Here is a 25,780-nt window from a genome sequence, read left to right as displayed (position 1 = left end):
ATGAGGGACGCCGCGAGCACGAGGGCGGCGTTGTGCCGGAGTCGAGCCGACCTGCCGGCGTCGCCGACCGGCCGCACCTGTCACTGGACACCGCGAGCAGTGAGGGCTGGCATTCTTCATGTCGGGCAAGATCCTGTTCCTGAACCGGTGGTCCCGGCACCCTGACGTCCGCCGCTGGGAGAACCGACTCGCCTCTCCCGAGGACCTCTTCGACCCGGACCGGGACCATGTCACCTATGTCTGCGACGACAAGGGGCGAAGCGGTATCCCGGCCGACGCGGACCGCGTGCACGTCGTACCGGACTTCACCGACCTGGACGACGTGCTGGCACGCGTCGACGGCATCGTCCGTGCCGAGGGCCCGTTCGACCATGTCATCGGGTTCTCCGAGTTCCTCCTGGAGCTTGCGGCGACGATCCGGGAACGGCATGGGATCCCCGGTGCCACGGTCGAGCAGACCGCCCGGTTCCGCGACAAGACCGTCATGAAGTCCGTCCTGGCCGAGGCCGGGCTGCGGGTGCCGCGCTGGGCGGAGTGCCGCTCGACCGACCAGGTCCTCGCGGACGCCGAGGAGCTGGGCTTCCCGCTGATCGTCAAGCCGAAGCGGGGAGCGTCCAGCCTCGGGGTGCGCGAGATCGCCTCGGCCGGTCAGCTGCGTGCCCTGTGCGCGGAGCAGAGCCTGGACGGGTACGAGATGGAGGAGTTCGTCCAGGGCGACATCCTGCACGTGGACGGCGTACTGGACCAGACGGGCAAGCCGCTGTTCCTGTGCACCTCGCGCTATCTCTCCACCTGTCTGCGGTTCGAGCTGCTCGGGGAGCCGCTGGGTTCGGTGCTCCAGACGGACCCGGAGGTCCGGGCGCGCTGCGAGGACTTCGCCCTGCGCTGTCTGAGCGCGCTCGGCCTGCGCGGCTCCGCGTTCCATCTGGAGCTGTTCGACACCGGGCGGGAGCTGGTGTTCCTGGAGGTCGGCGCGCGGGTGCCGGGAGCGGACGTCCCCTACGTCATCCACGACGTGCACGGGGTCAACCTGTTCCGGCTGTGGGTCGACGTCCTGCTGGGCCGGCCCGTCCAGCCGCCCGCGCCCGACCTGTCCCGAAGCGGGGGCTGGCTGACGATCCCGGGGCCGCGGCCGCTGCCGCAGCGCGTGCTCTCCGCGACCCCGCTCCTCGGCCGGGTCCCCTTCCTCTACCGGGAGCTGGTGCCCGAGCCGGGGGATGTCCTGGTCGAGCAGGCGGGCTCGTACGCGACGCTCCAGGGCGGGCGCTTCCTCTTCCGGGGCGGGCCGCAGGAGCAGATCGAGGCCGCCGTACAACGGGTGCTCGACGCCTACCGGCTGACGGCCGAGCCGGCCGCCTAGCCCCGGGGGGAGACGTCCGCCCCTCGACCGAAGTATCGATTCACCACAGCGCCGTTCCGCAGTACCGATCCGCAGTCCAAGCATCGATCCGTGGAGGAAGACGCGTGAGTCAGCCGAACCATGCCGAGCTGGTCGACAAGAAGCTGGTCGTGTTCGCCGAGGAGTGCTTCGGCCTGTTCACGAGCAAGGTCGCGGCCTCCCTCCTCCGCTACCGCGCGGACCGTGTCGTCGCCGTGATCGACAGCGCCCAGGCGGGCAAGACCGTGCAGGACGTGCTCGGTTACGGCGGTTCGATCCCCGTCGTCGCCCGGCTGGAGGACGTGCAGCACCTGCACCCCGAGGTGCTGGTCATCGGCAAGGGGCTGCACTCCGCCGACCTGCCGGAGAACTGGCGGCCGCATCTGCTGTCCGCGCTGCGGGGCGGCCTGCACATCATCAACTCCATCCACTTCCGGCTGCGCACCGACCCGGAGCTGGCGCGGGCCGCGGACGAGAGCGGCAGCATCATCTGGGAGACCAAGGACGCCCCCGAGGTCCCGCTGAACAAGGCCCGGGTGCTGGATCTGGACACCTGGATCATCCACACCTGCGGCAGCGACTCCAACATCGGCAAGAAGACCACGGGCCTCCAGATCTGGCAGGAGGCCAACCGCCGGGGCATCGCCACCGGGTTCGCGGCGACCGGGCAGAGCGGCATGATGATCTCCGGCCACGGTGTCGCCGTCGACGGGGTGCCGGGCGACTTCATGGGCGGCGCCGTGGAGCAGGTGGTGCTGGGCGCCGCGGCCGGGAACGACTGGGTGGTCGTGGAGGGGCAGGGCTCGCTCAACCACATCGGCGCGAGCGGTGTGGCCCTGGCCATCCTGCACGGCTCCCTGCCGAACGTCCTGGTCTTCTGCCACCGGCTGGGCGCGGAGCGTACGAAGGTCTGGGACACGCCCATCATCCCGCTGCCGGAGCTGATCCGGATGAACGAGGAGCTGACCGTCTTCGAGCGGCCCGCGAAGGTCGCCGCGGTCAGCGTCAACAGCGCCGGGTTCTCCGACGAGGACTTCCGGCGGGAGGCGGAGAAGCTGGAGGCGGAGACCGGGCTGCCGGTCGTCGACCCGTGCCGCGACGGCGGCGCCGGCCGGCTGGTGGAGATCCTCCAGGAGCACCAGCGCACCACCGCGGAACTCCAGCGCGCCCGGATCACCCGGGTCCTTCGCTGACCGCCCGCCCTTCGCTCGCTGCGCCCCCGCGGCGCAGTGCGTATGCAAAGGAAGTGCACACGTGGAGAAAGCAGTTCTGCTGCTGATGCACCAAGGCAAGTCCTTCACCGAGGAGGCCGCGGCGGCGGCCGCGCGGCTCGGTCTGCCGCTGGTCGCCGTCAGCTCCCGCCCGGAACACCCCGAGGCGCTGGCCGAATCCCGTCGGCACCTCGCGGACTGCGTGGTCACCGAGGACCCGGTGCTCGGCTTCGGCGACGTCGAGAAGGCGGTGCGCGAACTCGCCACGCGGGGTTACACGGTCCAGGCGGCCCTCGCCACCTTCGAGGGCTACCGGCTGCTGATGGCCGAGCTGAACCAGCTGCTCGGCGCGCACGACTCGGCCGTGGCCGCGCTGCGGCTGTGCCTGGACAAGTTCGAGCTGCGCCGGTTCCTCTTCGAGCGCGGACTGAGCGAGGTGCGCGGCACCCGGCTGACCCCCGGCACGGTCCCCGACCTCGACCCCGCGACCCGGTGGTTCGTCAAGCCGGTGCGCGGCGCGTCGTCCTTCGCGGCGTTCACCCTGGAGGATCCGAAGGACCTGGCGGACCTGCCGGCGATCCAGCAGCAGATGCGCAGTGACCGCCGTATGCAGGCGATCTTCATGGAGCAGTACGACTTCCTGGTCGAGGAGTACGTCGAGGGGCCGGAGTTCAGCTTCGAGACGGTCGTCCTCGGCGGCGAGGCCCGGCATCTGTGCGTACACGAGAAGGCGCGGGTGGAGCGGCACGCGCGGACCACGCTGGAGGCGATGTCCATCAGCCCGCCGGTCTGCCTGGACCGCGAACTCGTCCTGGAAGGCGCGGAGTTCGTCTCCAGCTGCCTCGGCGCGCTGCGGGAACTGGGGCTCAGCGCGGGCGCCTTCCACATCGAGGCCAAGTACTGGGCGGACCGGGGGCGCTGGGAGATCATCGAGATCAACCCGCGGATGGGCGGCAGCCTGATCGATGCCAGCGTCCAGGCGGTGACCGGGTGTTCGCTGCTGTCCCTGTGGACCGAGTCGCTGCTGCTGCCCGCCGACGGCACGGACGCCTTCCTGGCCCGCCTCACCGAGGTCTCGCAGCTGGAGGCGCTCCGGGCCGGCACCGCCACCCGAGGCACCCTCTTCCTCAGCAAGTACGGGGAGAAGGGCCGGACCGTCGACGCCATCGGCTTCGACGCGCCCACGCGCCCGCCCCGGATCCTGAAGCTGCACGTCGAGCCGGGCACCCGGCTGGACGAGTCGGACCGGGCGATCTGTCTCATGGACGCGCTGTGGGACGTGGCGGCCGCCGACCTCGCCGCCGAAATCGACTTCCTCGACCGCCACGCGACGGAGCATTTCCATGTCCGCTACCGCTGAGCCGACCGGCACCGACGACCCCAACGACCCGGTCTTCGACCTCCACACCGGCGGCAAGCTGGAGATCCGTGCCACCGTCCCGCTGCGCGACCGGACGGACCTGGCCCGCGTCTACACCCCCGGCTTCACCCGGGTCGCCCAGCGGATCGCCCGCGACCCCGAGGAGGCCCGCCGGTTCTCGGTCAAGCGGAACACCGTCGCCATCGTCACCGACGGCACCGCCGTGTCCGGCCTGGGCGACCTCGGTCCGCTGGCGGCACTGCCCGTCATGGAGGGCAAGGCGCTGCTCTTCAAGGAGTTCGCGGGCATCGACGCCTTCCCGCTCTGCCTCGACACCCATGACGTGGACGAGATCGTCCGTACGGTCGCCTGCGTGGCGCCGACCTTCGGCGGCATCATGCTGGAGGACATCGCCGCGCCGCGCTGCTTCGCCATCGAGGACCGGCTCCGCGCCGAGCTGGACATCCCCGTCCTCCACGACGACCAGCACGCCACGGCGGTGGCCGCCACCGCCGCGCTGATCAACGCGGCCAAGGTCGTGGACAAGGACCTCGCCGGCCTCAAGGTCGTCATCGCCGGCACCGGCGCCGCCGGCACCTCGACGGCCCGGCTCTTCATGGACGCCGGGGTGCGCCGCATCGTCGCCTGCGACCGCCAGGGCGCCCTGCACCGCGGCCGCCCCGACCTCGCCGGACTCGGCGACGCCAAGCGGTGGTTCGCCGAGCACACCAACCCCGGGCAGGAGACCGGTTCGCTGCGCTCGGTGCTGGCCGGCGCCGATGTGTTCGTCGGCTACGCCGGGCGGGGTGTGCTCGCCCCGGAGGACCTGCGCACCATGGCCGCGCGGCCGGTGGTCTTCGCCCTGTCCAACCCCTCCCCCGAGTTCCTGCCGGACGAGGTCGACGGCATCGCCGCGATCCTCGCCACGGGCCGCAGCGACCTGCCCAACCAGATCGACTGCGGGCTGTGCTACCCCGGCATCTTCCGGGGCGCCTTCGACGCCGGGGCGCCCCGCATCACCGAGGCGATGAAGACCGCCGCCGCACGGGCCATCGCCCAGCTGGTCGACGAGGCCGCGCTCGACCGCGGCCGGATCGTCCCCGACATCTTCGACGGGGTGGCCCCGCACGTGGCGAAGGCGGTCGCCGAGGCCGCCGCCGCGCCGGACACCACCCACCCGTCCTTCCCGCTGTGATCCGTCCCTCCGCCCGTCCGCCCGCCGACCCGAGCGCGGCGGACCGGCGACACCACAAGGAGACCGCGATGAACCGCGTGCAGAACACCGGGATCACCCATCCGAAGCCGTACTTCGCCGACGAGGAGCAGAGCCGCAAGGCGAAGGCCGAGCTGGATGCCTACATGGACAAGAAGATGGAGGAGTGGAAGAACACCGTTCCGTTCGCCTCCCACATGACGGACCCGGAGCTCCACGAGGCCTACTACAAGCGCACCCTCATCGAGCATGTGTGGCGGATCCGGCTCTCCCGCGTCAGCCAGTCCAAGGCCATCTACAAGATCGCCCAGATCTCGCCCAAGGCCGCCCACGACTACGCGCACTACCAGGCCGACGAGATGCTCCACGACAAGCTGTACATCAGCGACTGCGAGTCGGCCGGCATCACCCTGGACGAGATCTACAACACCGAGCCGTACCTGTCCACGCGCCTGTTCGAGGGCTTCTTCTACTACGCCCTGGAGCACGAGGGCCCGCTCGCCCCGGTCGTCTCCAACTACCTGGTGGAGTACACCCAGGCCAAGCTCCAGCCGGCGATCGTGAAGAACCTCCAGGAGCGGCTCGGCAAGGAGAAGGTCAAGGGCCAGGCCGCCCACCTCCACGTGGACACCACCGAGGACCACTCCATGGAGATGTGGAAGGTCCTGGAGCAGCTGATCTTCAGCGAGGAGGACTACCGCAAGGTGTTCAAGTACCTGGACGACGTCCAGGAGATCCTCGCCATGTTCTTCCGGGAGATCTACGAGGACACCGTGGCCAAGCACAAGGAGTCGGCCGCCGCCTGACCCGGCCCGACGGGACGGGCGGCCCCCGCCCGTCCCGGTCCTCGTCCACGACCGAGAGCACCCGGAGACGGAATGCTGCTGAGGGTTGAACCCATCGCGAAATTCTCGGGGACGTTCCGTGTCCCCTCCTCGAAGCCGGAGACGCAGCGGGCGATCCTGGCGAGCACCCTCGCCGAGGGCCGCTCGCGCATCGCCAACGACCTGCGCTGCGACGAGACCGAGACGATGAAGAACGCCTGCCGTGCGCTGGGCGCCGAGATCGTCGAACACGACGGCCACCTGGAGATCACCGGGTCCGGCGGGCTGAAGCACCCCGGGCGGACGATGATCCAGGCCAAGGGCTCCGGACTGGTGTTCCGGACCCTGACGGCCCTGACCTCCATGCTGTCCGAACCGGTCGTGGTGACCGGTGACGAGACCCTGTGCAAGCGCGTCATGTCACCGCTGCTGGACGCGTTGCGCGAACTCGGCGCGGACATCGAGTCCGTGTGCCGCGACGGCAACGCGCCGGTGGTCAACTGGGGCGGCCGGCTCAAGGGCGGCAGCTGCCGGCTGCCCGGCAACGTCAGTTCGCAGTTCATCACCGCCATCCTGTTCGCCGCGCCGTTCGCCGAGCGGCCGGTGGAGATCGAGGTGGCCGGCCAGGTCCACTCGAAGTCGTACATCGAGCAGACCCTGCACACCCTGCGGCAGGCGGGTGTCAAGGTCACCGCCTCCGACGATTACCGCAACTACCGGGTGGAGCCCTCCCGGTACCGGGCGCAGGACGTCCATGTGCACGAGGACTACACCTCGGCCTCCTATCTGCTGGCCGCGGCCGCCCTGTACCCGGGGCGGACGGTCTTCACCCATGTGCACGGCACCACCACCCAGGGCGAGTCGGCGATCATCGGCATCCTGGAGCGGCTCGGGCTGCGGATGACGCTCGACCGCGCCGCCGCCACCCTGAACGTGGACAGCCCCGCCGAGGGTCTGCGCGGCGACTTCCACGTCGACGCCACCGACTGCCCGAACATCGTGCCCACCCTGGCGGCCATCGGCGCCTATGTCGAGGGCACCCTGCGGGTCACCGGCGCCCGCGTCACGGCCTTCCACAAGGCCTCCCGGATCGAGGCGATGGTCACCGAGCTGACCCGGGCGGGCGTCGACATCGAGCCCCTGTACGTCGACGGCGTCTGCGACGGCTTCGAGGTGCGCGGCGCGCCGACCTACCCCGGCGGCGTCACCTTCTCGCACTGGGGCGACCACCGCATCTTCATGTCGCTGTTCGTGGCCGGCCTGCGCATGCAGTCGCCCAACCGGTACACCGGCTCCGAGGAGGTCCGACTCTCCTTCCCGGAGTTCTTCGCGGAGTTCGCCAAGGCGGGCGTCACCACGTCGGTCGTCGAGGAAGCCGGGGAAGCCGCGCAGGCCGGGGAACCGGCGGTAGCCGTCGGCTGAGCCCGGCCGAGCACACCCACCAACCGAGCCCCTCTGGAAGGAACCGCCACCGATGTCCGGATACGACCCGGCCGCGCTCGCGAAGGACTATCGCGAGCAGGGCTTCGCCGTGGCCGAGCGCCTCTTCGACGCAGGCGAGGTCGCCGAGCTGAACAACGCCATCACCGAGATCCTGAGCGTCCCCGACATCGGGTCGGTCGCCGAAGTGGAGCCCGGGGACCGCGGCATGGCCCGGCGGATCTGGTCGCCCACCAAGCAGCACCCCGCGTTCGAACGGGCGGCGTCCGCCCCGAAGCTGCTCGACGCCGTCGAGCAGCTCATCGGCCCCGACATCCTGTTCCACTACAGCAAGCTGCACCTCAAGGCGCCGCAGGTCGGCAGCGAGGTGGACTGGCACCAGGACTTCGCCTACTACCCGCACACCAACACCGACCTGGTGACGGCGCTGATCTACCTGGACGACACCACCGTCGAGAACTCCTGCCTGCGCGCCATCCCCGGCTCGCACCGGCAGGGCATGGCCGACCACTACGTCGACGGCTGGTTCCGCGGCAAGGTGACCGGCGACGCCGCCCCCGACCCGGCGCTGGCCGTGCCGATCGAGGCGCCGGCGGGCAGCGTGGTCTTCATCCACTGCCTGCTGCTGCACTACTCCGCGCAGAACCTCTCGGACCGCTACCGCCGGGCCTTCCTGCCGGCCTACCGCGCCGCCGACGCCTACCCCATCTACTTCGGCCCGCACGCGGCGCACAACGAGCCCGGGGTGACCCTGCTGCGCGGTAGCCTGTCCCACACCGCCCGGGTGGAGGCCGGGGTCTGGCGGCTGCCGCTGGCCGAGCGCCCCTTCGGCTCCCTCTTCCAGCTCCAGGAGGGCGCCCACACCAGCGAGAAGGCAGCTGTCACGGGGTACGCCACGTTGGAGGACAGCAAGTGACCGACGCCCGTCCGGGGCACCGTCGATGAGCACGCCGCCCGTGACCCTCGTCCACGCCTGCCTGCGCGACGGCACGGGCGGCAGCCCCACCGCGGTGGTGCTGGAGGAGCGGCCGCTGAGCGACACCGAGCGCCGTCGCGTCGCGGCCGAGTACGGCACCTCGCACGCCGTCTACGTCCGCGTCCGGCCCGGCGCCCCGGAGGCGGACCTGCGCTTCTTCACCGCGGAGGAGGAACTCCCCGCCTGCGGGCACGGCACGGTCGCCGCCCTGGCGTTCCTCGCCGCGCGGGCCGGCACCGGGGACGGGAAGCCGTACCGGGTCACCCTGCACACCGCCCGGCGCGTCTTCGACGGCCGCGCCGAACGGCACGGGGACCGGCTCACGGCCGCCTTCCCGGCCGGTCCGGTCGAGCTGCGCGAGGCGACCGGCGCCGAGCGCTCCTCGGTGCTGCCCGCCCTGGGGCTGGCACCGGACGCGGCCGGGCCGGACCTGCGGGTGGCCGGGGTGGGCCGGGAGCGGCTCCTGGTGCCCGTCGCCGACCGCGCCGCGCTCGCCGCGCTGGCCCCGGACCAGGACCGGCTGCGCGCCGCCTGCGACCGGCTCGGCCTGCTGGGCGCCTACGTCTACTCCCCGCCCTCCGCCCAGGGCTCGCTCGCCGCCCGCATGTTCGCGCCGTCCATCGGCGTGCCGGAGGACATCGCCAACGCCAACAGCACGGCGTGTCTCGCCGCGCACCTGGCCACCCGGGGCGTCACGGAGATCGCCGTCGACATGGGCGACGCGCTCGGCAGCCCCGCCACCGTCACCGCCTCCTGCCCGGACCCCGGGCGCCCCGGCGTCCAGGTCGGAGGCGCCGCCCGGCTCGCCGCCGGCTGACGCCCGGGGAGCGCGGCGATGAAAGGGTGATCCCCGGCCGCTCACCGTGACCGCCTCCGCGCGGCGACGTTGAACGGGAAGTGCGGCGGCTGGCTCTGCCGTCGCGCTTTTCCGAGCAACGAGCTCTTCGGAGCGGACAGAAGGAGAACGTGATGTCTCGCATCGCGAAGGCAGCCGCCATCGCCCTCGGCACCGGCGCCGTGGTGATCAGCGGGGCCGGTCTGGCCCTGGCCGACGCAGGCGCCCAGGCTGCTGCCGTCGACTCGCCCGGCGTGCTGTCCGGCAACATCCTCCAGGTGCCGGTCGACATCCCCGTCAACCTGTGCGGCAACACCATCAACGTCGTCGGCCTGCTGAACCCGGCGTTCGGCAACACCTGCGTCAACGGCATCCACAAGAGCGGCACCCCCGGCCAGCCCGGCCCGGGCCACTACGGCGACAACGGCTACGGCAACTGATCCGTACCCGCGCACACACCAGAGCCCCGGCACTCCGAGCGCCGGGGCTCCGGTGTGTGCGGGCCCGTCACGCGTAGCGGTAGATCCCGCTCACGTCCTCCAGCTGGTCGGGCGTCTCGTCCCACGGCGGCAGCTTCTGGTGCCGGGCGACGACCCGGGCGTGCTGGTCGTCCGCGAGGCCGGGCGGCTCGGCCGGCAGGTAGCGGTGGTCGCGGTGGGCGTGCTGCCAGCGCTGCCACTGGAGGTCGATGAAGGCGTGGTGCAGCCAGAACACCGGGTCGTTGACGGAGGCGGCGCCCACCATCGCACCGCCGACCCAGCGGTGCACCCGGTTGTGGTTGTGCCAGGAGGCGTTGCCGGTGCCCGTCCCCCAGCCCTCCAGCCGGTTGCGAAAGCCCCGGCCGGCGGTCGAGTCCCAGGGCCAGGCGTCGTACACGGACTCATCCAGCGCCCACTGGAGATCGCTCCGGGTGGGCAGCTCCAGCGGCGCGGCGGCGCGGCCCAGGTCCCGGGTGAGGAACCTGCCGTCGGTGACGCCCACCTTGAGGGTCCAGTGGCCCGCCGCGTAGGCGAACGGGCCGGTCATCACCTGCCGGTCGGAGCGCCGCCCGGTGCCGCCGAGCAGGTCCTTCGTCCAGGGCACGGAGGTCTTCGTACGGTCCCGGGTCCAGTCCCAGTACGGCACCGTCACCGAGGAGTCGACGCGGCGCAGGGCCCGTTCCAGCTCCAGCACGAACCGGCGGTGCCAGGGCAGGAAGGAGGGGGCCATGTGCGCGGTGCGCAGACCGGTCTCGCCGTCGGGGTTGAAGTGGTCGATGTGCATGCGCACGAACTCGTCGTACTCGCCGCGCCGTTTGAGCTCCAGCAGCGCGTTCACGAACCGCCGTCGCTCGCTCGGGGTGAGCGTGCTGACGTCCTTACGCACGTACGCCATCGGAGCCCCCCATGTGCGCATGGTCCATCGGCCCCGGTGCGAGGTCGCGCAGGTGCCGGCCGGGGCCGATCTCGTCGACGGCGGCGCGGGTCGCCTCCAGCGGGGTCGGGTACGACGTGTAGTGGTCGAGCATGCTCAGCCAGGTGCCGTCGGCCCGCCGCATCAGGTGCAGCGGCTGGCCGTCGATGGTGATCCGCCAGTCGCCGTCGGCGGTCTTGCGCCCGGCGACCGGCACCGCCACGCCCTGGATACGACGGCCCCGGTAGGTCTCGTCGAAGGAGGTGCTGCCGGGGCCGGGGGCCGGTGGCAGCGGGCGGGAGGCGGCCACCAGCGGGGCCAGGGCGAGCGCGGCGGCCGAGGCCAGCAGGCCCCGGGCCGCCTCCCGCCGGGACGGTCTGGCCGCCCCCGTTCTGGTCTGCTGCTCCGTCCCCACCGCCATTGCGCCGACACCGACGACCATCGCTCGCTCCTCGTCCGGGTTCTGCTGTCCGTACCGGCTAACCGGTCGAGGGCGGGCGGGGTCACCGCCGGGGGGCCATCCGGCTCATCACCGCGTGGCCGGAATCCTTTTCCGGAGCGGCTCTACAGGCCCGGGCCGGTGCCCAGGTCGCCGCCGGCGACGGTCCGGACGACCGGGGCGAGGAGGCCGAGCTGGGGCAGCTTGAGGTCCGGCAGGCCGAAGTTGTCGGGGTTGGGCGCGGTGAGGGGAAGGTCGGCGCTCAGACCGGGGGCGAGGGTGTGCAGGTCGTTGGCGGGGGCGTCCAGGGCGACATGGTCGAACCGGTCGCCGAGCAGCCGGGGCAGCGGGGCCCGCAGGTCGACGCCGGGCAGCGCGCCGCTGACCGGCACCTGGGGCAGGGTCCGGTCGGGCACCAGGCGGCCGGTGACATAGCGCGGCCCGTCGGGCGCCTCCGGCATGATCAGCGGCAGCTCCAGGGAGGCCTTGGGCACTTCCATGCCCAGCGACTGCGACACGCCCTCCAGCGGCACCGGGACGGGGACCGTGCCGACCGCTGCGGCGGGCGTGGCTGCGGCACCCATCGCGGCCGCGACTCCCGTGACGACGGCGGCAAGGGTTCCTCGGGTGGTCGGCTTCATGTCAGCTACGGTCCCTTCCGGGGTGTGGGGGTTCGACGTCCGTACCGCGTAACTGACGCCGTCCGAGCGGGAAAACGGCATCCGTCCGCAATTCCCCCGAGTGCCGTAATAGTCAGCTCGTCCAGAAGTCCCACCAGCGGGTCAGGATCAGCATGCCGACCACGCCGATGTGCAGCAGCGGCAGCACCCAGGTGAACTCGGCGAAGAAGGTCCTGAGCCACGCGGGGGCGGGCAGATACCCGTGGCGGACGACCAGCGCGGTGGCGTACCAGAAGATCAGGATGGTGGCGACCCAGGCCAGGCAGCACCACAGGCACAGCGCGTCGATCCGGTACAGCGACTGGAACTGGAGCCAGGAGACGAAGCCGATGCCGAACGCGCTGCCGGCCTCGAACAGCAGCCAGTACCAGCCGGGGAAGCGGGCGTCGGCCAGCAGGCTCACCCCGACGCAGACGACGATGCCGTAGGCCACCAGGCCCAGCATCGGGTTGGGGAACCCGAAGACCTGGGCCTGGTGGCTCTTCATCACGCTGCCGCAGGACACCACCGGGTTGAGGCTGCACCCGGGCACGAACCCCGGGTTCTCCAGCAGCTTGAACTTGTCGAGGGTGATGACCCAGGAGGCGAGCAGTCCGGCGGCGCCGGTGAGCACCAGCAGCACACCGAACCCCCGGCCACCGGCCAGGGCCTTGGGCATCAGCCGCGCAGGCTGGTGGCGGGCAGGACGATGTGCGCGGCGGCGTTCAGGGTCTCCTCGGCGCCGGCGAACGCGGCCAGGTCGGCCGCCTCGACGGGCCGGCCGGGCCGTCCCTCGGGCCAGGCCCGGGTGGTGAAGACGAGGTAGGCGTAGCCGCGTTCGGCGACGGCGGCGAGCCACTCCGGCGGCGCGTCGGCCTGGGCGACCAGCTGCGGCATGCGGACGACGGCCTGGCCCGCCTCGACCAGCAGGCTGACGGGGAGGCTGGGCCGGCTGGTGCCGTCGACGAGTTCGCCGCCGACCGGCAGTCCGTTGCCGGTCAGCAGCTGCTCGACCGCTGCCGCCGTCACCTCCGGGCCGCCCTCGGCGTCCCCGAGGGAGTAGGCCAGCAGATAGGGCATGTCGGAGCCGTCGGGGGCCTCGCCGCTCCAGGCCAGGACGACCAGCGTGCCGAGGTCGGCGGGACGGGTTTCGGTTGAGGATGAGGTCACCGCGCGACCCTATCGACGCCTTCGGGCGCCCCCGGGCGGCTTCTCACCCTTCCGGACCAGTGCCGTCGGCCGCTCCACACGAACGAGGGAAAGACCCCCGAAAACACCGGGGGCCGGCGCCGCGGGTGCGGTACCGGCCCGGCGCGCGGGAACGGCGTCAGCTCTGCAGGGGCAGGCCGCCGAGCAGGGGGTTGTGCTGGTTCAGCGCGCCGGTGGCGCCCTTGACCGTGTGGAGCACGGAGTCCTTGTTCTCGCTGTCGAGCGCGTCCGACTGGTGCTGGATCGGCATCGCGTCGTGCAGCGTGAGGGGACCCCTGGTGAGCTGGTTGACCGCGCCGTTGAGGCTGGTGGGCGTCACGTCGGTGGCGTTGTAGGCGAACGCGGGCGCGGCGGCACCGGCGAGGGCCAGGGAACCGGCAACGACGGCGGCAGCCTTCAGGGACTTCATCGTGTTCCTTTCTTCGGCAACTCACGTCACCCCTGGGGATTCTGACGCCGTGCCTAACGAGTTCCGGCCGGGCCGGAAACCCCGCGTGCACAAGACATATGAGATCCGCGAAAAGCTGTTTTCCGGGAAAATCCCGGGCAACCCGCACGCGCCGCGCCGGAACACCGCTCGGCCGTCGCACCGCGGCCGAGGCGGCCACGGCACGACGGCCGAGGGGGGAGGGGCGGAGCCGGTCCGGATCAGCCGGTGGCCGGCAGGCTCGGCAGCGCGGGAGCGGAGGGCAGGGAGGGCAGCGAAGCCAGGCTGGGGCTGGGCAGGCCGCTGCCGAGGAGCGTGGTCGTCAGCAGGTTGACCAGGTTGTCGACCACGCCGGTGGCGGAGGAGACCAGCTTGTCGAGGTCGGAGGTGACCGCGTCCACCAGGCTGTCGATCGCCTTCTCCAGCGCGCTCAGCGCGTCGTCGGTGAGGTCACGGGCCGAGGGCAGCTTGTCCCCGTCCCGGCTGGTCTTCGCGCTCAGCGGGAGAGCGGCGGCCGCGGGCAGGGAGTGGGCGGCCGAGGCGGCGGGGGTGGCGGGCGCGGTCGGGGTGGCGGGGGCCGTCGGCGTGGCCGGGGCGGTGGGAGTGGCCGGGGCCGTGGGGGTGGCGGGCGCGGTCGGGGTCGCCGGGGCCGTGGGCGTGGCGGGGGCCGTCGGAGTCGCAGGTGCCGTCGGGGTGGCCGGCGCGGTGGGGGTGGCCGGCTTGGCCGGCGCGGCGGGGGTGGCCGCGGCCGGCACGGTCGTGGTCGTCGGAGTGGCGGGCGCCGTGGGGGTGGCGGGCGCGGTCGGGGTCGCGGGCGCCGTGGGGGTGGCGGGCGTCGTCGGCGTGGCCGGTGTCGTGGGGTTGGGGGCGGTCTGGGCCGCCGGGCGGGTCGCGGCCTCGGCGATGGCCTCCTTGGCCGCGGCGCCGAGTCTTCTGGCCTGGTCGGCGGGGAGCTTGCCCTTTTGCAGCGACTGCTCCAGCAGGACGACGACCGGGTTGAGAACGGAGCCGGTCTGGTGCAGGGCTCTGACCTGGGCGAGCAGCTTCTCGGCTCCGGGGACGGGCGCCCGCGAAGCGGCATGGGCGCGCTCGTGTGCCGAGTCGGCTGCGACGGCGGCCGGGCCGGTGATACCGACCAGGACCGCCGCGCAGAGGGTGGTGGACGCGAGACGCCGCGCGGGCAGACCACGCATGGGAGTTCCTTTCGGCGGGCTTCGGTGAAATACCAGGACCTGAGCCCACCGTCGGTTCAATGATCGCGCCCCGCAACCGCTCGAACACCCACGGTGATCCGTCCGGGGGAGCACAAACCGGCCGCCCACCCCGCGACGCTGGATCGAGGGCGGACGGCCGGCCGAAGGGTTGCGTCCCGACGTCAGTCGTTGACGCAGGTGTTGCCGAACGCCGGGTTCAGCAGGCCGATGATGTCGACGGTGTTGCCGCAGACGTTGATCGGGATGTGGATCGGGACCTGGACGACATTGCCCGACAGCACGCCCGGCGAGTGGGCGGCGACGCCGTTCGCACCGGCGTCGGCGGAGGCCGCACCGGCGCCGCCGGCGACGGCCGCGACGGCGGCGGAGGTCAGGACCAGGCCCTTCGCGATACGCGACATGGAGAGGTGCTCCTTGAGATCGAAACAAACATCCGGGCGGGATGCCCAGCGCTGTGTCAACGCGTGGCGCGCCGGGGAGTTGCGCCGCCAATGGAGTGAAGCGCCCGGTGGAACGCCTTCACGATTCCGACACACTTGCCCGGTTTCTCCGTATTGGTACGGATGGCCACTAGAGTTGCGGACCTCTCCAGTACGTGGGAAAGGGCACCGCCGGTCATGCGCAAGTTCCTGGGTCCGCTGCTGCGTACGACGGCGAGCGCGCTCGCCCTGACCGCCCTCTGCTCCCCCGCCCACGCCCGCCCCCTCCTGCCGGCCGCCCCGCCCGCGCCCGAGGCGACCCGCCTGGGCTTCGCCGAGCGCTACCACGCCGTTCAGCACGGCGGGTTCGTCCGCGCGGCCGACACCACCATCACCTGCCGCTCCCCCGAGGCCCCCGACTGCGCGGCGGCCCGCGCCGGACAGGGCGGGGTGAACGGCGACTTCGACATGTTCTACGTCGATGTCGACGACAACCCCGACACCTACAACTCCTCCCGCGCCGAGGTCCGCGTCCCCGCGGGCGGCCGGGTGACCTACGCCCGGCTGTACTGGGGCGGCAATCTGCGGGTCGGCGAGCAGAAGCCGCCCGCCGACGACGGCCGGGTGCTGATCGCCGAGCCGGGCGGCGCGTACAAGGAGCTGCTCGCCGACGCGGTCGTGGGCCACCAGGTGGCGCACGGCGCGGACGCCTACCAGGCCTCCGCGGACGTCACCGAGCTGGTCCGCGCCAGCGGTTCGGGGCTGTACACGGTGGCGCAGGTCAACACCGCCATGGGCAGATCGGCGGCCGGTGCCTGGGGCGGCTGGACGCTGGTGGTGGCGTACGAGAACCCGGCGGAGCCGCTGCGCACGCTCTCCCTGTGGGACGGCTTCGACGCGCTCGACCAGCCGCTCGACGTCCGGCTGCGCGGGGTGCGGGTGCCCGCCGGGGCGAGCGGGCGCGCCGGGCTGGTGGCGTACGACGGCGACCGTGGCAGCTCCGGCGACTCGCTCACCCTCTCCCCCGGCCCCCGGCGTACGCCGGTCGCACTGGGCGATGCCGCCGATCCCCCGGACGACGTACTGAACTCCACGATCAGCGAACCGGGCGACCTACCGGCGCAGCGGGTTCCGGCCTACGTCAACACGCTCGGCTACGACTCCGACATGTTCGATCTCGCCCCGGCCCTGCAACGCGGTGGTGACCAGCCGGGCTTCCGGCTCGTTTCCCACGCGGACGCGGCGTGGGCCGGCGTGCTCTTCGCCGCCGTCGACGCGCAGGTGTGAGGCGCGTTCCCGACCGCAGCCCCCGAGCGCACCCCGAGCGAGGTATCCCGCGAATGCACCAGTCAGCACCCGACCCTCGGCCGCGGGTCCTGCACCTCGCGCAACCCGTCGACGGCGGTGTCGCCCGGGTCGTGCTGGACCTGGTCGGGGCCCAGCTCGCGGCAGGCCTGCCGGTCACCGTGGCCTGCCCCGGCGGCGAACTCGCCCGGGGCGCCCGGGACCTGGGCGCCGACGTGCGCGCGTGGCGGGCCGGCCGCTCCCCCGGTCCGGGCCTGCCGGGAGAGGTACGGCGGCTCGGGCGTCTGCTCGACGAGGTACGGCCCGAACTGCTGCACGCCCACAGTGCCAAGGCCGGTCTGGCCGCCCGGCTCGCCGTGCGCGGCCGGATCCCGACGGTGTTCCAGCCGCACGCCTGGTCGTTCGAGGCGGTCGGCGGCCTCACCGCGGCGCTCGCGCTGCGCTGGGAGCGGTGGGGGGCGCGCTGGGCCGACCGGGTGCTCTGCGTCAGCGAGGCGGAGCTGGCCACCGGCCGCAGGGCCGGCATCCGGGCGACGTACACGGTCGTCCCCAACGGCATCGACACCGACCGCTTCGCACCCGGACCGGGTGACGCGGACGATGACGCCGACGATGACGCGGACGGCGACGCCCCGCTCGTCGTCTGCGTGGGCCGGCTGTGCCGCCAGAAGGGCCAGGACGTCCTGCTGCGCGCCTGGGAGGACGTACGGAACACGGTGCCGCAGGCACGGCTCGTGCTGGTCGGCGACGGTCCCGACCGCGACGCGTTACGGCAACTCGCCCACCCCCGCGTGCACTTCACCGGTGCGGTCGCCGATCCGCTGCCCTGGTACCGGGCCGCCGATCTGGTGGTGCTCCCCTCCCGCTGGGAGGGCATGGCACTCGCCCCGCTGGAGGCACTGGGCTGCGGCCGGCCCGTCGTACTCACCGACGTCGACGGCGCCCGGGAGAGCCTGCCGCCCGCCCTCGTCCCGCACTGCCTGGTCCCCCCGGAGGACCCCGCGGCCCTGGCCACGGCGATCACCGCGCTGCTGACCGACCCGCCGCTCGGCGCGGCACTCGGCGCCGCGGGCCGCCGGCACGTCCTGGCCGCGCACGACGTACGGCACACCGCCGCCCGGGTCGCGGACCTGTACCGCGAACTCCTCGGCGCCGCCGACGGCCGCGGCGCCCCGCAGGCGCACCGCCCACCAGCCCACCCCGTGCCCACCGAGTGCAGGGAGTCCATCCACTCGTGACTGCGGAAAGTACCGTCCCCTCCCCCGGCGCGCAGCCATGGGACCGCGGATTCTCGCCCGTCTCGGTGCTGCCGGCCCGTGCCGCCGGCGGCTTCCGGTTCCCGCTGCGCCGCCCGCCGGCGCGGCCCGTCCCACCGCTGCCGCTGCTCGCCGCCGACCTGGCCGCCGCGCTGGCGGGCGCGGCCGCGCTGGACGCGGCGGCCCACCGGCCGCTGCTGGTGGTCGCCCTGGTGTCCGGCGCGCTGCTGCTGCGCCCGCACACGGCGCGCCCGGTGCCCGGTGTCCTCGACGAACTGCCCGCGGTGTGCGGCCGGATCGCGGTGGCCTGGCTGGGCCTGGCCACGCTGCTCGCCGCGCACGCCCCCGAGCACGCCCTCACCGCCCGGACCCTGCTGCTCGGCTGGGCGCTGCACGCGGTGGCGGCCTGTACGGGCCGGGGCCTGGTGCACTGGCGGCGCCGGGTGGCGCTGCTGCGGCATCCGCGCACCGCCCTGGTGATCGGGCCCGCCGCGACCGCGCAGCGGGTGTCCGCCGCGCTGCTGCGGCACCCGCGCTGCGGAGTGCGGCCCGTGGGGGTGGTCGCCGAACACCCGGACGGCGGCGGCGGGTTGCCGGTCCTTGAGACCGGCGAGGAGGTGGAGCGGGCGCTCATCCAGAACGGGGTGCGAGTGGTACTCACCGTGGACCCGGCCGTACGCACCGCCCAGGGCCCGCTGCTGCGGGCGCTGGCCGAGTCCGGCTGCGCGGTGTGGGAACTGGACGCGGACTGCCCGGCGTACGAGATGCGCGAGCAGCTCGCCGGGTTCGCCGTGCGCCGGCTGGACCTGGGCACCGGGCGGCGCACCAGCCCCGGCAAGCGGCTGCTGGACGTGGTGCTCTCCGGGACACTGCTGGTCCTGGTCAGCCCGGTGCTGCTGGTGTGCGCGGTGGTGCTGCGGCTCACCGACGGGCCGGGCGTGGTGTTCCGGCAGGAACGCATCGGCAAGGACGGCCGCCCCTTCACCCTGCTGAAGTTCCGCACCCACCGCCCGGCCGACGAGCACGAGGCCGCCACCCGGTGGAGCGTGGCCGGCGAGCGCCAGATGAGCGGCTTCTGCCGGTTCCTGCGGAAGACCTCGATGGACGAGCTGCTCCAGCTGTGGAACGTGTTCCGCGGGGACATGAGCCTGGTCGGCCCGCGCCCCGAACGGCCCTATTTCGCCGCCCAGTTCGGGCAGACCTACCCCGGCTACGCGGCCCGCCACCGCATGCAGACCGGCATCACCGGGCTCGCCCAGGTCAACGGCCTGCGCGGGGACACCTCCATCGAGGACCGGGCCCGCTTCGACAACGCCTACATCGACAACTGGTCGCTGTGGCAGGACATCTGCATCCTGCTGCGCACCGCGGCCGCGCTCGTGCGCCCGACGGGGAGCTGACCCATGGCCCTCGCCCTGCCGTCGCGCCGCCCGGCCCGGCTCTCCCCGGTGCTGGCCGTGGTCGCCGTGGTCGCCCTGCTCGCGCTGCCGGCCGCCCCCGGCGGCGAGGGCGGCGCGGGCCCCGCCGACGCGCTGTCCGCGCTGGTCGTCGCCGGCTGCGCGGTACGGCTGCTGCGCGCCCGCCGGCGCCCTCTCGGCCGTACCGCCGCGGTGGTCCTCGGCCTGCCGGTGCTCGGTGTCTCGCTCGCCGCGATGAACGCGCTGACCCCGGGCGACGGGATCACCGGCCTCGGCCGCTATCTCCAGATCTTCGTCCTGGTGCCGGCCGCGGTGCTGCTGCTGATCCGGGACCGGGCCGACTTCCGGCTGCTGGCCTGGGCGTTCGTGGCGCTCGCGGGCTGGCAGGGAGCGGTCGGCGTGCACCAGTACGTCACCGGGACCGGCGCCTCCTACCAGGGCGAGGACATCCGCGCGGTCGGCACCTTCGGGCCGACCGATGTGATGGGCATGGCGACGGTGGTCTCCTTCGGGCTGGTCTGCGCGGTGGGCCTGGCCCTGGGCCGGAGTACGGCACGCACGCGCGCCGGCGCCACCGTCTGCGCCCTCGCTCTCCTCGTCCCGCTCGCGCTGTCCTTCAGCCGGGGCGCCTGGATCGCCACCACCGTGACGCTCACCGTCCAGCTGGTGCTGGCCGGGCTGCGCCGCGCGCTGCGGATCGGGGCGGCGGTGGTGGCCGCGGGCGTGGTCCTGGTCGGCGGGCTCGGTGTGGGTACGGCGATGCTCCAGCAGCGGATCGACAGCATCACGCAGGTCACCGCCGCGCCCGACCAGTCGGTCACCGACCGGTACACGATGTGGGCGGCGGCCACGGACATGTGGCGCGAACACCCGCTGACCGGGGTCGGTCTGAAGGCGTTCCCCGCGTACCGCGACGGCCACGCCTCGCTCGCGCTCTCCTCCGGCAGCGACACGGAGGGCGCCGGCGCGGCCTTCCGCCGCCAGCCGCTGCTGTCCCCGCACAACATGTACCTCCTCGTCCTCGGCGAACAGGGCCTGATCGGGCTGGTGTGCCTGGCGGGCGGCTGGCTGGCCCTGCTGGTGTGCGCCCTGCGCGGCCTGCTCCGGGCCCGCGCGGCCGGCGGCCGGGGCCTGGACTGCGCGCTGGTCGCGACCGGCCTGCTGGTCTGGCAGCTGGTGGACTTCGCGTACGCCGACATCGGCGGCCCCTCGACCGTCCTGACGGCGGTCTGCTTCGGCCTGGTCGCCTGGTGGTCCCTGACCGGCGCGAACCACCTCCCCCCACCCCCACCGACCACCCCGACCCCGGCCCGGGGAGAGGCGGCAGCGCGATGACGAGCCCCCTCCCCGGCATCACACCGGAGCCGGTCGCCGGTACCGATACGGTCGCCGGTCCCGAGGTGTTTCCCGGTGCGGGTGCCGAAGGGGTCGTCGGGGGGCGTGCCCGGGCGGATGCCGGTGCGGGCACGGTGCCGGGGGCGCGGGGGGCCGGGGAGGGCGGCGGGGAGCGGGTGCCCAGTCAACGGTTCCTCGCCAGGGCGGCCCTCGTCACCGCGTGCCTCTCGGTCGCGGGGGCGTTGCTCGGGCTGCTGCGGGACCAGTCGCTGGCCCGGCTGTTCGGGGCCGGCGAGGACACCGACGCGTTTCTCGTCGCCTGGACCGTGCCGGAGTTCGCGGCCACCCTGCTCATCGAGGACGGGCTGGCGTTCGCGCTGATCCCCGCGTTCAGCGCGGCGCTGGCCCGGCGCGCGCAGGGCGCCCCCGGGGACCCGGTCCGCTCGCTGGTCGCGGGCACGCTGCCCCGGCTGGCGCTGGCCTTCGCGGCCGTCGGCGCGCTGCTCGCGCTGGGCGCGCCACAGCTGGTCGGGGCGCTCGCGCCCGGCCTGCACGACCCGGGCCTCGCGGTGGACTGCACCCGGCTCACCGCGACCTGCGTGCTGAGCTTCGGCCTCGCCGGGTATTGCAGCGCGGCCCTGCGCGCCCACCGCCGCTTCCTCGCCCCGGCCGCGATCTACGTCGCCTACAACACCGGCATCGTCACGGCGATGTACGGCCTCGGCGGCCACTGGGGGGTGCGGTCGGCCGCGTTCGGGGTGGCGGCGGGCGGCTGCCTCATGGTCGCGGTCCAGCTGCCGCCGCTCTGGCGGGAGCTGGGCAGACGCCGCACGGCTCCCCAGGTGCCCGCGGCGGCCGCGGCGGGCCGGCCGATCGATGTGCTGGTGCTGGCGACCGTGCTGCTGTTCGCGCTGTGCCGGCAGTCCCAGGTGCTGATCGAGCGGTTCCTCGCCTCCACGCTGCCCGCCGGGGCCATCTCGCATCTGAACTACGCGCAGAAGGTCGCCCAGATCCCGATGACGCTGTCGATGATGCTGTGCACGGTCACCTTCCCGGTGGTCGCCCGGGCACTGGCCGACGGCGACACCGAGGGGGCCCGCGAGCGGGTGGAGCGGGACCTGGTGCTCGCCGCGGGCCTGGTGCTGTTCGGCGCCGCCGCAGTCGTGGCCTGTGCGCCGCAGCTGATCGGACTGCTGTTCCAGCGGGGCGCGTTCACCGCCGCGGACACGGCGGCGACCGCCGGTGTGATGCGGGTGTACGCGCTCGGACTGCTCGGCCAGACGCTGACCGGCGTGCTGGTCCGCTCCTGGTTCTCGGCGGGCCGCGCCACCTGGTACCCGGTGGGCGCCATGGCCGCGGGCATCGTGGCGACCTCCTGGATCGGCGCCTGGACGGTGGACAGCTGGGGCGTCACCGGCATCGCCGCGGGCAACGCCACCGGCATCACCCTCACCGCCGCCCTGCTGCTGGCGGGCACGGGGCAACGGAAGGCGCCCCGGGCGCACGGCGTGCCCGTCCGCGTCCGGCTCGTGCTGCGGGAGCTGAGCCGGCCGCTGCGCGCGGCGGTGGTCGCCGCCCTGGCGGGTTCCTGGACCGCCGGCCTGCCGCGCTCCCCGCTCGCCGGCCTGGTGGTCGGCGGCACCACCGTCACCGTCGTCTTCGTGCTGCTCGGCTGGGTGCTGGGGGCGCCCGGCGTCGCCCCCGCACTCCGCTCCGTACGCACCCTCACCCGAAGGCTCGCCCATGCCCTGCGTTGACACGGCCCAGCGCCGCCGGCCCGCCCCGCTCCCGCCGCCCGGGCCGGTCCCGTGGATCGCCATGTACCACTCGGTCGGCGACTGCTCCGACGACCCGTACCGCATCACGGTCACCCCGGACCGGCTGGACGGACAGCTGCGCTGGCTGCGCGAGCGCGGACTGCGCGGGGTGTCGGTGGCGGAGCTGCTCGCCGCCCGGGCCCGGGGCGCGGGCCGCGACCTGGTGGGCCTCACCTTCGACGACGGGTACGCCGACTTCCTCGACAACGCGCTGCCCGTGCTGACCCGCCGGCAGTGCACGGCCACCCTGTTCGTGCTGCCCGGCCGGCTCGGCGGCGACAACGCCTGGGACCCGCTCGGCCCGCGCAAGCCGCTGCTGACCGCCGACGGCATCCGGCGCGCCGCCGACGCGGGCGTGGAGATCGGCTCGCACGGCCTCACCCATGTGGATCTGACCCGCGCCGACGACACCCTGCTGCGGTCCGAGGCCGCCGAGAGCCGCGCCCTGCTGGAGAAGCTGACCGGCGCCCCGGTCACCGGTTTCTGCTACCCGTACGGCACGGTCGACGAGCGGGCGGTGCACGCCGTCCGGGAGGCCGGCTACGGCTACGCCTGCGCCATCGACCCCGGGGCGCTGAACGGCCCGCACGTGCTGCCCCGGGTGCATGTCGGCCAGCGCGACACCGCCGTACGGATGTTCCTGAAGTACCGGCTGCACCGGCTGCGCCGGCGTCCCGTCGCGGGGCTGCGATGAGGGCGCTGCACATCATCACGGGTCTCGGCGTCGGCGGCGCGGAACAGCAACTGCGGCTGCTGCTGCGGCACCTGCCGGTCGAGTGCGAGGTGGTCGCGCTGACCAACCCCGGCCCGGTGGCCGACGGTCTGACCGCCGACGGGGTGCGGGTGGTGCACCTGGGCATGGCCGGCAACCGGGACCTGGCCGCGCTGCCCCGGCTGGCCCGGATCATCCGGCGCGGCCGCTACGACCTGGTCCACACCCATCTCTACCGGGCCTGCCTGTACGGCCGGATCGCCGCCCGGCTGGCCGGGGTCCGGGCGGTCGTCGCCACCGAACACTCGTTGGGCGACTCGCAGATGGAGGGCCGGCCGCTCACCGCGGGGGTGCGCGCGCTGTATCTGCTGGGCGAGCGGCTCGGCCGGTCCACCGTCGCCGTCTCCCCCACGGTCGCCGGGCGGCTCGCCCGCTGGGGGGTGCCCGGGCCGCGGATCGCGGTCGTGCCCAACGGCATCGACCTGGCGCGGTTCGCCTTCGACCCGGCGGCCCGGCTGCGCACCCGGGAGCTGCTCGGGGTGCCCGCCGACGCGTTCGTGATCGGCGGCATCGGCCGGCTCGCCCCCGGCAAGCGGTTCGACGTCCTGGTCCAGGCCCTCACCCGGCTCCCCGCCGACTGCCGGCTGCTGCTGGTCGGGGGCGGACCGGAGGAGGGCGCCCTGCGCCGGACCGCGCGGGCGGCGGGGGTGGCGGACCGGGTGCTGTTCACCGGCGAACGGCCGTACCTCCCGGACGGCTCGCCCGGCCCGGACCTGCCCGCGCTGACAGCCGCCATGGACGTGCTCGCCTCCCCGTCCCCGGAGGAGGCGTTCGGCCTCGCGGTCGTGGAGGCGCTCGCCGCCGGACTGCCGGTGCGCTACACCTCCTGCCCGGCCCTTCAGGACCTGCCGCCCGCCGCCGCCCCGGACGCGCTGCGCGTGCCGTGCGACCCCGGTGCCTACGCCGACGCGCTCGCCGGGGTCCGCGCCCGGGGCCCCGGCCCGCGCACCGCCCCCGAGGCCGCCCGCCACTACTGCATCACCCGCAGCGCCGCCCGCCTCCTGGACGTCTACACGGCGGCGCTCAGCCGTACGGCACCCGAAGTCCGTACCGCCCCCGAAGTCCCGACCCAGCAGAAAGCCGGCCCGTCATGACCGTCACCGAGAACCCCACCCAGCAGTCCCGCCCCGCCCGCCCCGCCCGCACCCGCGCGCTGCCGCCCTGGTCGCTGGTGGCGGCCGGGGTCCTCGCGGGCGGTCTGCTCGGCGGCGGGTACGGGGCGCTGAAACCCCCGGTGTACACGGCGACCAGCTATCTCATCGCCGTACCCACCCAGCGGTCGGACACCGCCGCCGCGCAGGGCTTCGCGCAGGCCTACGGCCGGGTCGCCACCCAGCTCGCGGTGCTCGGCGACGCCCAGGCGCGGGCCGGGGTGCCGGTGCGCACCCTGCGCGACAGCGTGCGCAGCGAGACCTCGCCGGACGCGCCGATGGTCGCCGTCTCCGCCACCTCCCCCCGCCCGGGCCGGGCCGCCACGATGGCCAACGCGGTCGCCGGGGCGCTGGCCCGGCAGGCGAACGCCACCAAGGCCGACACGCACGTCACGCTGCTGGAGTTCTCCCGGGCGGTGCCGCCGGCCGCGCCGTCCTCGGCGTCCCCCGCGGTGACCGGGCTGGTCGGGGCGAGCGCGGGCGGACTGCTCGGCGGGCTCGCACTGCTGGTGCGGCCGCGGCGCCGCCCGGAGGAGGAGCCGGCCCGTCCGGCCGCGGTGCCCGGCCCGGCCGCGGCCGCCGACGCCCACGGCCGGCTGTGACGGCCGTCGGGACGGCGCACGCCACCTGGACCACCGAACTCGTCACTTCGGAGGCCGGGTTCGCCGCGCTGGCCGCGGACTGGGCCCGGCTGCACGGGCGGTGCGCCGCCGCCACTCCGTTCCAGAGCCACGCGTGGCTGCACTCGTGGTGGCTGTCGTACGGCAGGCGCGGACGGCTGCGGCTGGTGCTGGTGCGCGCGGGCGGTGAGCTGGTCGCCGCCGCGCCGCTGATGCTGGTCCGCCGCCCGCTGCCGGCGCTGGTGCCGCTCGGCGGGGCGATCTCCGACTACGCGGACGTGCTGCTGGACGACTCCGACGACGGGCGCGCGGCCGACGCGCTCACCGGGGCGCTGACGGACGCGGCCCGCACCGCGCTGGTCGACTTCCGCGAGGTCCGGCCGGGCGGCGCGGTGGAACGGGTCTACGACCGCTGGTGCGGGCCGCGCCGTACGGTGCCCGACTCGCTGTGCCTGGAGCTGCCCGCCGTACCGCTGGACGGGCTGGTGGCCCGGCTTCCGTCGAACAAGGCGCAGCAGCGGGTGCGGGCCAAGCTGCGCAAGCTGGCCGCGCTCGGTGTCGAGCGGCGGGAGGTGGCGCCCGAGGAGGTGGAGGCGGCGCTCGGCCGGCTGCTGGAGCTGCACCGGTTGCAGTGGCAGGGCCGGAAGGTGACGGCCGAGCATCTCCAGCCCCGGTTCCGCGCGCATCTGGTGCGGGCGGTCGGCCCGATGGTGCGGTCCGGCGACGCGGTGGTCACCGAGTTCCGGCTGGACGGCGAGGTGGTGGCCGTCGACCTGACCCTGCTGTCCCGCAGTCTGGCCGGCGGCTATCTGTACGGCGCCCATCCGGGCCTGCGCGAACGCAAGGCGGACGTGGCGGTGATGCTGCTGGACGCGTGCGCCGAGCGGGCGGGCGGGCGCGGGACGCTGAGCCTGCTGCGCGGCGACGAGCCGTACAAGCACCACTGGCGTCCCGAACCGGTCGTCAACCGCCGACTGTTGCTGGCCCGGCGCCGCACCTCCCCGCTGCTGACGGCCGCGCTGTGCGACGCGGCCGCCCGGCAGCGGGGCAAGGAGGTGCTGCGCCGGTGGAGACGACGCCAGCAGGACTAGCGGGACCGACGGAACCGAC

General features: G+C 73.9%; 26 protein-coding genes. 18 read left to right on the top strand and 8 right to left on the bottom strand.

The genetic code is table 11. From position 1 onward, the window contains the following. The first annotated feature begins 118 nt into the window (after nucleotides 1–118). The 9 genes from ACWCV9_RS16200 (at nucleotide 119) to ACWCV9_RS16160 (ending at nucleotide 9,677) form a co-directional block, all read left to right on the top strand. A complete protein-coding gene (locus ACWCV9_RS16200) occupies nucleotides 119–1,360 on the top strand; it encodes an ATP-grasp domain-containing protein (RefSeq protein WP_450787188.1) in 1,242 nt (413 codons plus the stop codon). 104 nt (nucleotides 1,361–1,464) lie between these two features. Further along, nucleotides 1,465–2,571 carry a DUF1611 domain-containing protein gene (locus ACWCV9_RS16195; protein ID WP_385847506.1) on the top strand — a complete coding sequence of 369 codons (1,107 nt, stop codon included), beginning with the start codon at nucleotides 1,465–1,467 and terminating at the stop codon, nucleotides 2,569–2,571. Nucleotides 2,572–2,632: 61 nt separating this feature from the next. Further along, entirely contained in the window at nucleotides 2,633–3,949 is a 1,317-nt protein-coding gene (locus ACWCV9_RS16190) for an ATP-grasp domain-containing protein (RefSeq protein WP_450787186.1), read from the top strand. Further along, on the top strand, nucleotides 3,933–5,144 hold the full coding sequence (locus ACWCV9_RS16185; protein ID WP_450787185.1) for an NAD(P)-dependent malic enzyme: 1,212 nt from the start codon (nucleotides 3,933–3,935) through the stop codon (nucleotides 5,142–5,144). Before ACWCV9_RS16190 ends, ACWCV9_RS16185 begins: the two co-directional genes overlap by 17 nt. A gap of 68 nt (nucleotides 5,145–5,212) precedes the next feature. Further along, the gene (locus ACWCV9_RS16180; RefSeq protein ID WP_450787183.1) at nucleotides 5,213–5,968 is read left to right on the top strand and encodes an iron-containing redox enzyme family protein; all 756 of its coding nucleotides are present in this window, start codon (nucleotides 5,213–5,215) and stop codon (nucleotides 5,966–5,968) included. Between the two features lie 72 nt (nucleotides 5,969–6,040). After that, nucleotides 6,041–7,408 (top strand): 3-phosphoshikimate 1-carboxyvinyltransferase, encoded by a 1,368-nt coding sequence (gene aroA / locus ACWCV9_RS16175; RefSeq protein WP_450787181.1) that lies wholly within the window; start codon nucleotides 6,041–6,043, stop codon nucleotides 7,406–7,408. A gap of 52 nt (nucleotides 7,409–7,460) precedes the next feature. Beyond that, nucleotides 7,461–8,342 (top strand): phytanoyl-CoA dioxygenase family protein, encoded by an 882-nt coding sequence (locus ACWCV9_RS16170; protein ID WP_450787179.1) that lies wholly within the window; start codon nucleotides 7,461–7,463, stop codon nucleotides 8,340–8,342. 25 nt (nucleotides 8,343–8,367) lie between these two features. After that, nucleotides 8,368–9,219: a PhzF family phenazine biosynthesis protein gene (locus tag ACWCV9_RS16165; RefSeq protein WP_450787177.1), complete on the top strand. Its 852-nt coding sequence runs from the start codon at nucleotides 8,368–8,370 to the stop codon at nucleotides 9,217–9,219. A 152-nt stretch (nucleotides 9,220–9,371) separates the two neighbouring features. Continuing rightward, nucleotides 9,372–9,677 carry a chaplin gene (locus tag ACWCV9_RS16160; protein ID WP_450787175.1) on the top strand — a complete coding sequence of 102 codons (306 nt, stop codon included), beginning with the start codon at nucleotides 9,372–9,374 and terminating at the stop codon, nucleotides 9,675–9,677. Nucleotides 9,678–9,744: 67 nt separating this feature from the next. On the opposite strand, the gene ACWCV9_RS16155 is transcribed toward ACWCV9_RS16160, so the two are convergent. The 8 genes from ACWCV9_RS16155 to ACWCV9_RS16120 form a co-directional block, all read right to left on the bottom strand. Then, nucleotides 9,745–10,611: a tyrosinase family protein gene (locus ACWCV9_RS16155; RefSeq protein ID WP_450787173.1), complete on the bottom strand. Its 867-nt coding sequence runs from the start codon at nucleotides 10,609–10,611 to the stop codon at nucleotides 9,745–9,747. Further along, nucleotides 10,595–11,071, bottom strand: coding sequence for a tyrosinase cofactor (locus tag ACWCV9_RS16150; RefSeq protein WP_450787172.1), 477 nt, complete (start codon nucleotides 11,069–11,071; stop codon nucleotides 10,595–10,597). Before ACWCV9_RS16150 ends, ACWCV9_RS16155 begins: the two co-directional genes overlap by 17 nt. Before the next feature lie 122 nt (nucleotides 11,072–11,193). Beyond that, nucleotides 11,194–11,709 carry a hypothetical protein gene (locus tag ACWCV9_RS16145; RefSeq protein WP_450787170.1) on the bottom strand — a complete coding sequence of 172 codons (516 nt, stop codon included), beginning with the start codon at nucleotides 11,707–11,709 and terminating at the stop codon, nucleotides 11,194–11,196. A gap of 112 nt (nucleotides 11,710–11,821) precedes the next feature. Continuing rightward, nucleotides 11,822–12,406, bottom strand: a complete 585-nt coding sequence (locus ACWCV9_RS16140) for a vitamin K epoxide reductase family protein (protein ID WP_450787168.1) — start codon at nucleotides 12,404–12,406, stop codon at nucleotides 11,822–11,824. After that, nucleotides 12,406–12,897: a DUF5949 family protein gene (locus ACWCV9_RS16135; protein WP_450787167.1), complete on the bottom strand. Its 492-nt coding sequence runs from the start codon at nucleotides 12,895–12,897 to the stop codon at nucleotides 12,406–12,408. Before ACWCV9_RS16135 ends, ACWCV9_RS16140 begins: the two co-directional genes overlap by 1 nt. 157 nt (nucleotides 12,898–13,054) lie before the next feature. Then, nucleotides 13,055–13,345 carry a hypothetical protein gene (locus tag ACWCV9_RS16130; RefSeq protein WP_450787165.1) on the bottom strand — a complete coding sequence of 97 codons (291 nt, stop codon included), beginning with the start codon at nucleotides 13,343–13,345 and terminating at the stop codon, nucleotides 13,055–13,057. 239 nt (nucleotides 13,346–13,584) lie between these two features. Continuing rightward, entirely contained in the window at nucleotides 13,585–14,556 is a 972-nt protein-coding gene (locus ACWCV9_RS16125; protein ID WP_450787163.1) for a hypothetical protein, read from the bottom strand. Between the two features lie 182 nt (nucleotides 14,557–14,738). Next, the gene (locus tag ACWCV9_RS16120) at nucleotides 14,739–14,978 is read right to left on the bottom strand and encodes a chaplin (RefSeq protein WP_450787162.1); all 240 of its coding nucleotides are present in this window, start codon (nucleotides 14,976–14,978) and stop codon (nucleotides 14,739–14,741) included. A 216-nt stretch (nucleotides 14,979–15,194) separates the two neighbouring features. On the opposite strand from ACWCV9_RS16120, the gene ACWCV9_RS16115 reads away from it, so the two are divergent. The 9 genes from ACWCV9_RS16115 (at nucleotide 15,195) to ACWCV9_RS16075 (ending at nucleotide 25,761) form a co-directional block, all read left to right on the top strand. After that, the gene (locus ACWCV9_RS16115; RefSeq protein WP_450787161.1) at nucleotides 15,195–16,283 is read left to right on the top strand and encodes a DUF3344 domain-containing protein; all 1,089 of its coding nucleotides are present in this window, start codon (nucleotides 15,195–15,197) and stop codon (nucleotides 16,281–16,283) included. 53 nt (nucleotides 16,284–16,336) lie between these two features. Next, the gene (locus tag ACWCV9_RS16110) at nucleotides 16,337–17,539 is read left to right on the top strand and encodes a glycosyltransferase (RefSeq protein ID WP_450787159.1); all 1,203 of its coding nucleotides are present in this window, start codon (nucleotides 16,337–16,339) and stop codon (nucleotides 17,537–17,539) included. Then, nucleotides 17,536–18,957, top strand: coding sequence for a sugar transferase (locus tag ACWCV9_RS16105; protein ID WP_450787158.1), 1,422 nt, complete (start codon nucleotides 17,536–17,538; stop codon nucleotides 18,955–18,957). The genes ACWCV9_RS16110 and ACWCV9_RS16105 overlap by 4 nt, the downstream gene beginning before the upstream one ends. Nucleotides 18,958–18,960: 3 nt before the next feature. Beyond that, on the top strand, nucleotides 18,961–20,310 hold the full coding sequence (locus ACWCV9_RS16100; protein WP_450787156.1) for an O-antigen ligase family protein: 1,350 nt from the start codon (nucleotides 18,961–18,963) through the stop codon (nucleotides 20,308–20,310). Next, nucleotides 20,307–22,067, top strand: coding sequence for a lipid II flippase MurJ (locus ACWCV9_RS16095; protein ID WP_450787154.1), 1,761 nt, complete (start codon nucleotides 20,307–20,309; stop codon nucleotides 22,065–22,067). Before ACWCV9_RS16100 ends, ACWCV9_RS16095 begins: the two co-directional genes overlap by 4 nt. Nucleotides 22,068–22,128: 61 nt before the next feature. Beyond that, nucleotides 22,129–22,821 carry a polysaccharide deacetylase family protein gene (locus tag ACWCV9_RS16090; protein ID WP_385847543.1) on the top strand — a complete coding sequence of 231 codons (693 nt, stop codon included), beginning with the start codon at nucleotides 22,129–22,131 and terminating at the stop codon, nucleotides 22,819–22,821. Continuing rightward, the gene (locus ACWCV9_RS16085; RefSeq protein WP_450787152.1) at nucleotides 22,818–23,993 is read left to right on the top strand and encodes a glycosyltransferase; all 1,176 of its coding nucleotides are present in this window, start codon (nucleotides 22,818–22,820) and stop codon (nucleotides 23,991–23,993) included. The genes ACWCV9_RS16090 and ACWCV9_RS16085 overlap by 4 nt, the downstream gene beginning before the upstream one ends. Continuing rightward, nucleotides 23,990–24,652 (top strand): lipopolysaccharide biosynthesis protein, encoded by a 663-nt coding sequence (locus ACWCV9_RS16080; RefSeq protein WP_450787151.1) that lies wholly within the window; start codon nucleotides 23,990–23,992, stop codon nucleotides 24,650–24,652. Before ACWCV9_RS16085 ends, ACWCV9_RS16080 begins: the two co-directional genes overlap by 4 nt. Further along, entirely contained in the window at nucleotides 24,649–25,761 is a 1,113-nt protein-coding gene (locus ACWCV9_RS16075; RefSeq protein WP_450787149.1) for a GNAT family N-acetyltransferase, read from the top strand. The genes ACWCV9_RS16080 and ACWCV9_RS16075 overlap by 4 nt, the downstream gene beginning before the upstream one ends. Nucleotides 25,762–25,780: the final 19 nt, after the last annotated feature.

The organism is Streptomyces sp. NPDC001606, assembly GCF_053596835.1.
This window is presented reverse-complemented; position numbering and strand designations above follow the sequence as displayed.